Below are 7,367 nucleotides of genomic sequence, written 5' to 3'. Positions count from 1 at the left end.
GCACCCGCCGGGACACCGGCGGCCGGAGTCTGGCCATTGCCGTTGGCGGCAGTCGGTGTCCAGGGCTTGGCGGACGCCGGTGCGCCTTCCTTGACCTTCTGCACGCCGGCCACGATCACCTGGTCGCCGGGCTCGATGCCGCCGGTCACCAGCCAGCTGGAACCCTGCTGGCCTTCGGTGGTGACGTTCTTGCGCACCACCTTGCCGTCTTTGCCGACCACCATCACGTAGCCGCCGACGGTGTCACGCTGCAGCGACTGCAGCGGTACCAGGAAGGCATTCTTGCGCTCACCGAGCACGGCCTGGAAGCTGACGAACGAACCCGGCAGCAGCAGCTGCTGCGGGTTCGGCAGCACCGCGCGCAGGGTCACCGCACCGGTGGCCGGGTCGACCGTGGCCGAAGAGTAGTCCAGCGTGCCCGGTTCGCCGTACACGGTTCCGTCGGCAAGGCGCACCTGCACGGTGGACTTGCCGTCGCCGCTCAGCGCCACCGACCCCTGGGCCTGGGCGCGGCGCAGCTGGGTCATTTCGTCCGAGCTCATCGAGAAGTTCACGTACAGCGGGTCCAGCTGGTCGATCGTGGTCAGCAGGGTGACGTCGCCCTGGCCGACCAGCGCGCCTTCGGTGACCTGCTGCTTGCCGGCACGGCCACTGATCGGTGCGGTGACCTCGGCGTAGCCGAGGTTGATCTTGGCACTGGCCAGAGAGGCCTGGGCCTGCTGCACGGCGGCCGCGGCGGTACGTTCGGTGGCCTCGGCGGCGTCCAGGTCGGACTTGGAGACGAACTTCTGCGGGGCCAGTGAGCGGGCGCGGGCAGCGGCCGCCTTTGCGTTGGCGTAGGTGGCCTGGGCCGAAGCCAGCTCACCCTGCGAGGCGTTCAGTGCGGCCTGCAGCGGAGCCGGGTCGATCAGGAACAGGACCTGGCCCTGCTTGACGTCCTGGCCTTCCTGGTAGACGCGCTTGAGCAGCACGCCCGGCACGCGGGCGCGCACGTCGGCGCTGCGGAACGGCGACAGCCGGCCGACCAGCTCGCGCTGCAGCGGCAGGGTCTGAGCCTTGGCTTCGATCACGCCCACTTCCGGCGGCGGGGGCGTCTGCTGTTCCTCCTTCTTGCAGGCGGTCAGCGCGACGGCGACTGCGCACGTCAGGGCAAAGGTGCGGAGTGGGGCGATCATCAGGAGAAACTCCGGAGTTGGTTTGAATGGGGTTCGGGAACAGCAGCGTGCATTGCAAAGGCTTGCAGAAAACTGTCCACGGCAAATTCGGCCCAGCGGCGGCGTGTGGCGGCGTCATCGCGATGGGGGGTATGGAAGCGTTGTTTCTCGAAATCCAGCCCGGCGATCATGCTCAATAGCAGTTCGGCCATGAAGTGTGGGTCGTCATGCCGGAGCAGGCCGCGCTCGATCCGGGTCGCGATCCATTCAGCAAGGTGAAGGGCCAGCGCGCCCGCCCCGTCGCGGTAGAGGGCGCGGGCTTCCTGGGGGAACTGGGCCGCCTCGGCCGCGATCAGCCGACGGGCCTGCACCACCTGGGGTTCGTTGAAGTGTTCGATGTGGTCGATGGCGAACTGCAGCAGGCAGCCGCGCAGGTCTTCGCCGTCCATCGCACGCAGGCCGGCGGTGGCGCGGCAGAGGTGACGCTGCATCACCCGGCGCAGCAGTTCCTGCTTGCTGCCATAGCGGCTGTAAAGAGTCTGCTTGGAGCAACCCGCCTGCTGGGCCACCGCCTCCATGCTCAACTGCATGCCCTGGGTGGACATCAGTTCGCGCACGGCATCGAACACGCGGTGATCGCGCGCGTCCAATGCGCCGGCAGCGGGGGTGGGGGTGTTCACGCGGTGGACTATACCGTCCAGTTCAGAATTGGAGAACCCTATCTTTTGGCACTGTCCTGTGCGTTGTCGTCCGCCTGCCACGCACGATGTGCACGATGTCAGGCGAGAGGATGTGTGACCGTCGTCTCCATACCCTGCCGAACTGGGCGACGCGACGTAAACGCCACCCAACCCGAAATGCCAGATTCCGTCCTGCAGCAAGGCCTTTTCCTGCGGTAGGGCTACAATTTCATTTTTCCAACTGAGCAACACGCATCGCTCTGCCATGAAACCGCAAAAACCTGTCGCCAAGACCGTGAAAGCAAAAACCAAACCAGCCGATACGCAGACTGTTTCGCCAGTGGGCTTCTCGCTGGAACCGGTGTACACGGCCTTGCGCAAGCGTTACCCGGCGGCCGCCCAGGCCGAGGCAGTGGCCTTTGCCGCAGACTTCTACAAGCGCATGGAAGCGGACGAGTTCCCGCACCACACCGCTGAGGAGTGGGCCGCACTGGCTGCCGACATGCTGGAATTCGCCCGTGCCCGCAAGGTCGGCAAGGCCAACGTCCGCGTGTTCAACCCCACCTTGAAGGCCAACGGGTGGGAATCGCCGCACACCGTGCTGCAGATCGTCAACGACGACATGCCGTTCCTGGTGGACACGGTGACCATGGCGCTGGCCGAGCAGGGCATTGGCGTGCATGTGCTGGGTCACCCGGTGATCCGCTTCAGCCGTGACAAGGCCGGCAAGCTCACCGGCGTGAGCGAGGGCACCGCCGAATCGGTGATGCTGCTGGAAATCGACCGTCAGCCGGCCGAGGCAATGGCCGACATTGAAAAGGCGATCAGCAAGTCGCTGGACGAGGTGCGTGCCATCGTCCGTGACTGGGACGCCATGCGCACCCAGGCGCTGAGCATCGCCGACGACCTCGGCAGCCGCCAGCTGCCGGTGGATGCCGCCTCGCGCGCCGAAGCGCAGGAATTCCTGCGCTGGGCCGCCGACAACCACTTCACTTTCTTCGGCTACCGCGCCTACCGCGTGGAAAAGCAGGGCAAGGAAGAAGTGCTGGCTCCGCTCAACGACACCGGGCTGGGCCTGATGCGCGGCCGTGACACGTCCGCCGCACGTCCGGTCAGGACCCTCGCCGCGCAGGGGCTCAATGCCACCAGCGGGCTGAAGGACGCGTTGATCCTGACCAAGACCAATGCCCGTTCGCGCGTTCACCGCGCCGGCTATATGGATTACATCGGCGTGCTCGAATTCGACGCCAAGGGCAAGATCATCGGCGAGCAGCGCTTCCTCGGCCTGTTCACCTCCAGCGCCTACAACCGTCGCCCGTGGGAAATTCCGCTGGTGCGCCAGCGCCACGAATATGTGATGAGCACCTCCGGCCTGGCTCCGGCCAGCCACAGTGGCAAGGCGCTGCGTCACATTTTGGAAACCCTGCCGCGCGAAGAACTGTTCCAGTCCAGCGAGGAAGAGCTGTACCGCACCGCCATGGGCGTGCTGGGCCTGCAGGAGCGCGTGCGCAGCCGTCTGTTCCTGCGCCGTGACAAGTACAGCCGCTTCATCTCCGCGCTGGTCTACCTGCCGCGTGAGCGCTTCAACACCGACGTGCGCCTGCGCATCGAGGCCATGCTCAAGGAAGCCCTTCACGGCGAGTACGTGGACAGCTCGGTGGTGCTGGGCGAGTCGCCGCTGGCCCAGGTGCACCTGATCGTGCGCCCGAAGGCCGGTGAAACCCTGGATGTTGACACCTCGGCACTGGAGCAGAAGCTGGCCCAGGTGCTGCGCAACTGGCAGGACGACCTGCGCGAAGCACTGGTGGCCCGCCACGGTGAAACCGAAGGCCTGCGTATCGCCGCCCGCATCGGCAAGGCGCTGCCGGCCGGTTACATCGAAGATTCCAGCACCGAGATCGCCGCCAACGACGTCAGCCAGCTCGATGCGCTGACCGGTCCGGACGACCTGCGCCTGAGCCTGCAGGCCGTGCAGCGTGAGAACGGCGAGGGCCTGCGCCTGAAGCTGTACCGCCAGCTGGACGACATTCCGCTGTCGGACGCGCTGCCGATGATGGAGAACATGGGCCTGCGTGTCATTGCCGAGCGCCCGTACCGCCTCACCGTGGACAACGCCCCGGTGTACGTGCAGGACTTCGAGGTCGAATCGACCGCCGGCGCGATCAACGCCGCCAGCGTTGACGAAGCCTTCGGCGAAACCTTCGCCCGCGTGTGGCATGGCGACGCCGAGAACGACGGCTTCAACCGCCTGGTGCTGGCCGCTGGCCTGCACTGGCGTCAGGTTGCGATGCTGCGTGGCTACTGCAAGTACCTGCTGCAGACCGGCGTCCCGTTCTCGCAGGCTTACGTGGAAGGCACCTTCACCCGTTACCCGCTGCTGGCCCGCCTGCTGGTGGAGCTGTTCGAAGCCCGCTTCGACCCGGCGACCGGAAACGAGGACAAGGACGCCATCGCCGAAGGCCAGGCCGAGCTGCGCGCACATCTGAACGTGCTGGCCGGTGGTGACGAAGCCACCCTGAAGGTGCTCAAGACCGTGGTCGATGCCCGCAAGGGCAGCCGCGACGCGCAGATGGAGGCCACCCGCGAGGCGCTGCTCAAGCTGATGGACCGCGTCTCCAGCCTGGACGAAGACCGCATCCTGCGCAGCTTCATGGGCGTGATCGACGCCACCCTGCGTACCAGCTACTACCAGACCGATGCCGAGGGCCGTCCGGGCCACTGCATCAGCTTCAAGTTCGATTCGGCGCTGGTGCCGGACCTGCCCAAGCCGCGCCCGTACCGCGAAATCTTCGTGTACGGCCCGCGCGTGGAAGGTACCCACCTGCGCTTCGGCGCGGTTGCCCGTGGCGGCCTGCGCTGGTCGGACCGTCGTGAGGACTTCCGTACCGAGGTGCTGGGCCTGGTCAAGGCGCAGATGGTGAAGAACACCGTGATCGTGCCGGTCGGCGCGAAGGGCGGCTTCTTCGCCAAGATGCCGCCGGCCAGCGGTGACCGCGATGCGGTGTTCGCCAATGGCGTGGCCTGCTACAAGCTGTTCATCCAGGGCCTGCTGGACATCACCGACAACATCGTCAACAACAAGATCGTGCCGCCGGTGGACGTGGTCCGTCACGACATGGACGACCCGTACCTGGTGGTGGCGGCCGACAAGGGCACCGCGACCTTCTCCGACATCGCCAACGGCCTGGCCATCGCGCACGGCTTCTGGATGGGCGACGCGTTCGCCTCGGGTGGTTCGGTTGGTTACGACCACAAGGGCATGGGCATCACCGCGCGCGGTGCATGGGAATCGGTGAAGCGCCACTTCCGTGCGCTGGGCCGTGACAGCCAGACCCAGGACTTCACCACGGTCGGCGTAGGCGACATGTCCGGCGACGTGTTCGGCAACGGCATGCTGCTGTCGCGCCACATCCGCCTGCTGGCGGCGTTCGACCACCGCCACATCTTCCTCGACCCGAACCCGGACGCGGCGACCTCGTTCGTCGAGCGTGAGCGCATGTTCACTGTGCCGCGTTCCAGCTGGGCCGACTACGATGCCAAGCTGATCAGCAAGGGCGGCGGCATCTACCCGCGCACCCTGAAGTCGATCGAGATCACCCCGCAGGTGCGCGAGGCGCTGGGTCTGGACGAGGGCGTCAAGGCGCTGTCGCCGAACGACCTGATGAGCGCGATCCTGAAGGCCCCGGTGGACCTGCTGTGGAACGGCGGCATCGGCACCTACGTCAAGGCCGCAACCGAACAGCACAGCGATGTCGGCGACCGCGCCAACAACGCGCTGCGCGTGAACGGCAGCGAGCTGCGCTGCAAGGTGGTGGGCGAGGGCGGTAACCTGGGCATGACCCAGCTGGGCCGCATCGAGGCCGCCCAGGCCGGCGTGCTGCTCAACACCGACTTCATCGACAACTCGGCGGGTGTGGACACTTCGGACCACGAAGTGAACATCAAGATCCTGCTCAACGATGTGGTGCGCGCCAAGAAGCTGACGGTTGACCAGCGCAACAAGCTGCTGGCGTCGATGACCGACGAAGTGGCCGACCTGGTGCTGAATGACAACTACCGCCAGAACCAGGCACTGAGCCTGATGGAGCGGATGGCGGTCAAGCGCCTGGGTTCGAAGCAGCACTTCATCCGCACGCTGGAGAAGCAGGGTCTGCTCGACCGTCAGATCGAGTTCCTGCCGTCGGACGCCGAGCTGTCCCAGCGTAAGGCACGTGGCCAGGGCCTGACTCGTCCGGAGCTGTCGGTGCTGCTGTCGTATTCCAAGCTGGTGGCGTTCCAGCAGCTGCTGGAATCGGACATTCCGGAAGATCCGTACCTGTCCAAGGAGCTGCTGCGTTACTTCCCGACGCCGCTGCAGAAGAAGTACGCCGACGCGATGGAGCGTCACCGCCTGAAGCGCGAGATCATCGCCACGGCGGTGACCAACCAGACCATCAACCGGATGGGCGCGACCTTCCTGATGCGCATGCAGGAAGACACCGGCCGTTCGATCTCGGAAGTGGCCAAGGCGTACACGATCAGCCGTGAAACGCTGGATGCACGCGCGCTGTGGGCGCAGATTGACGCGCTGGACGGCACGGTGCCGGAGTCGGTGCAGATCGACGCGCTGGAAGTGATCTGGAAGCTGCAGCGTTCGTTCGTGCGCTGGCTGCTGTTCCGCCCCGGCCCGATGCCGGGCATCACCGAGGCGGTGAACCGCTACCAGGGGCCGTTCAACGACATCCGCGAAGCGTCGGGTGTGCTGCCGGATTCGCAGCGTCCAACCTACGAGGCACTGGTGGCCGAGTGGAAGGAAAAGGGCCTGCCGCCGGCTCTGGCGCAGCAGCTGGCCGAGTTGCACTTCCTGGAGCCGGCGTTCGACATCATCGAACTGGCCCGCACGCGCAAGCTTAAGCCGGTGGACGTATCCAAGGTCCACTTCCGCCTGGGCGACGCGCTGCAGCTGCCGTGGCTGTTCGAGCAGATCGACGCGCTGGAGGTCAACGGCCGCTGGCACGCGGTGGCCCGTGGCGTGCTGCGTGACGAACTGGCCGCGCACCACCGCAACCTGGCTGGCCAGGTGCTGGGCACCAAGGGCGGCAGTGCGGAAGCCAAGGTAGCGGCCTGGATTGGCCGCGACGACAACAGCCTGCGCTTCACCCTGGCGATGCTGGCCGAACTGGCCGAGCAGAAGACCCTGGACTACCCGACCGTCTCGGTCGCCGTCCAGCGCCTGGGCCAGCTCGCCGCCCACGGCGCGTAAGCGTCTGATCGGCTGAAGCCCAAAAGGCCCCGCTCCGGCGGGGCCTTTTTTGTTGGATTCGCGCGAACAACCATCGGCCGCCGGCGTGCGTGCCTGGGGCCATCGGATGGGGGGTACGGGACACGCCGTTAACCCATCCATGGGGGCTCGTCGAAAACATCCATGTTCTCAACGGTCCCGTACCCCCCATCCGATGGCCCCCCGACAATCAATCGGCGGCCAACGAAAATCAAAAGCACGCAGCCCCGGTGGGATCGGTCGACAGACGATCGCCGTGAAACTCCCAACATC

General features: G+C 66.2%; 3 protein-coding genes. 1 reads left to right on the top strand and 2 read right to left on the bottom strand.

Going from position 1 to position 7,367, the window contains the following annotated elements; translation table 11 throughout:
• Both EGJ34_RS09785 and EGJ34_RS09780 read right to left on the bottom strand, forming a co-directional pair.
• Positions 1 to 1,175, bottom strand: a 1,175-nt coding sequence (locus tag EGJ34_RS09785) for an efflux RND transporter periplasmic adaptor subunit (protein WP_125360302.1), incomplete at its 3' end; no start/stop codon positions are given.
• On the bottom strand, positions 1,175 to 1,834 hold the full coding sequence (locus EGJ34_RS09780; RefSeq protein ID WP_260476952.1) for a TetR/AcrR family transcriptional regulator: 660 nt from the start codon (positions 1,832 to 1,834) through the stop codon (positions 1,175 to 1,177). The genes EGJ34_RS09785 and EGJ34_RS09780, both read right to left, overlap by 1 nt.
• A 265-nt stretch (positions 1,835 to 2,099) precedes the next feature.
• On the opposite strand from EGJ34_RS09780, the gene EGJ34_RS09775 reads away from it, so the two are divergent.
• On the top strand, positions 2,100 to 7,076 hold the full coding sequence (locus EGJ34_RS09775; protein ID WP_125360300.1) for an NAD-glutamate dehydrogenase domain-containing protein: 4,977 nt from the start codon (positions 2,100 to 2,102) through the stop codon (positions 7,074 to 7,076).
• The last annotated feature ends 291 nt before the right edge of the window (positions 7,077 to 7,367 follow it).

Source organism: Stenotrophomonas sp. 278 (genome assembly GCF_003935715.1).
Taxonomy (GTDB): domain Bacteria; phylum Pseudomonadota; class Gammaproteobacteria; order Xanthomonadales; family Xanthomonadaceae; genus Stenotrophomonas; species Stenotrophomonas maltophilia_AH.
Note: the sequence above shows the minus strand (reverse complement) of the source record. Positions and strands in the feature narration are given on the sequence as shown.